The following is a 2,064-nucleotide window of genomic DNA, read 5'->3' on the forward strand; positions in this document are numbered from 1 at the left end:
CTGAAGGCACCTTTACAGTGATCGCCAGTGTGAGCGATGCCGCAGGCAACGAAGCCACTGCCACAGGCACTGGTGAAGTAGACACGACTGCACCGACACTGCTCCTAACGAATCCTGGTTCAAGTAATGACATCACCCCGACACTCAGTGGCACAAGTGATGCCGTTGAAGGTACCGTTATTAACTTCACGGTAGTGGACGATCAAGGCAATACACAAACGTTCACCACCACGGTGGATGCCGATGGCAACTTCTCTATAGAAGTACCGACGGCCTTGGCAGAAGGGCCGTACACGATCACCGCCAACATCAGCGATGTGGCAGGAAACAGCACCGATATTACCGGCAACGGCACCATTGATACCACAGCACCAAGTGTGAGTGTAGATGCGCCAGTATTAACAAACGACAGCACGCCAACTGTGACAGGCACCAGTGATGCGCCTAACAGCACCATCACGGTGACGTTTACAGATGCAGCAAATGCCACTCAAAGCATTGATGTACAAACGGATATAAACGGTAACTGGAACGCGACCCCAGCGACTGATTTAGCCGAAGGGAATTATAGCGTCAGCGCCAGCATCACTGATGCCGCAGGCAATACAGGTACCGGCACAGACAGTGGTGAAGTGGATATTACTCCACCGGCACTTGCCTTTACGCCGACCTTTGAGCTTGGTTTATTGGTTACCCTAAGTGGGACGTCTGACTTGCCAGCAGGCAGTGAAATTACCATTACCGAGCAACTGGTAGGCGGTGGTATTGGTGCAACATATACCACTACAACAGATGCGGATGGCAACTGGTCATTAGTCGGATTAGATGTATCGTTACTTGATGTTGGCTCAGTGATCGCCACAGCCACCGATGCAGCGGGTAACACGCGAACAATTAGCTCAGATGACTTTGATAACACACCGCCTACGCTGACGGTTGACGTGGATGCACAAAGCGACAGCAACACGCCAATCATAAGCGGCACAAGCGATGCGGGCGAAGGTGCACAAGTGACGATAGTCGTTACCGACAGCAATGGCAACCCACAAACCATCACCGCCCTTGTTGATGCGGATGGTAATTGGAGTGCTACACCAGCGGCACCATTAAGTGAAGGTCAAAGCACCATTGAAGTAAGTGTACGCGACAGTGTTGGCAACGAAACTACAGTGAGTGATACCAGTACCATCGACACGCAAGCGCCAACGCTCACCATTCAAAACGTAGGCGATGTCAGCGACTTAACACCAGAGCTTCAGGGCACCAGTAATGAAATTGGTGGCACTGTTAGACTCACCATCACCGACAGCGCAGGTGCTGTGCAAACCATTGAGACCCTAGTTGGCAGCGATGGCCACTGGAACATTGAAGTGTCAACAGCCCTTGCACAAGGTGACTTTACTGTAAGCGCGAGTATTACCGATGCGGCAGGCAACGAGAGCACAGCAAACAGCAGTGGTAATGTAGATACTATTACGCCAATCGTCACCGTTGATGCACTGGGCCTTGGCAACGACAGCACCCCAGTGATTAGTGGTACTTCAACAGAGCCTGAAGGTACCGTTGTAAACATTGTTATTACTGACAGCAACGGTGATGAACACCCAATCACCGCTATTGTGGATGCAAACGGTGAACCAGCCCTGAATTACCAGATGGAAGCTACACCGTGCAAGCCAGTATCACCGATGATGCAGGCAACACCGGCGGTGCAACACAAACGGGCAACTTAGATACCTTAGCGCCGACACTGACGTTAGACACAGTCGGCGCCACGAATAACAGCACCCCAACAATTAGCGGGACATCGAACGCGCCAGCAGGCACGGTTATAACGATTAACGTCACGGATGCAGATAATACAGAAACGTTCACCGCGACAGTACAAGCCGACGGCAGTTGGTCAGCAGATGTACCGACAGCATTAGCTGATGGAGAGCTTACTATTGAAGCCAGCGTGAGCGATAGCGCCGGTAACACCACCACATTAAGTGAAACCGCAACACTCAACACCACGGCCCCAAGTATCAGTATTAATGCATTGGTTGACACGAACGACACCAC

General features: G+C 51.6%; 2 protein-coding genes. Both read left to right on the plus strand.

Annotated elements, in window-relative coordinates:
• A partial coding sequence (locus I6E69_RS20395) for an Ig-like domain-containing protein (RefSeq protein ID WP_231619842.1) occupies window positions 1-1,733 on the plus strand: 1,733 nt, incomplete at its 5' end.
• Window positions 1,670-2,064: Ig-like domain-containing protein (locus I6E69_RS20400; protein WP_197122208.1), on the plus strand; the 395-nt coding region annotated here is incomplete at its 3' end. The genes I6E69_RS20395 and I6E69_RS20400, both read left to right, overlap by 64 nt.

This window comes from Pseudoalteromonas sp. NZS100, from assembly GCF_015864815.1.
Classification (GTDB): Bacteria; Pseudomonadota; Gammaproteobacteria; order Enterobacterales; family Alteromonadaceae; genus Pseudoalteromonas; species Pseudoalteromonas distincta.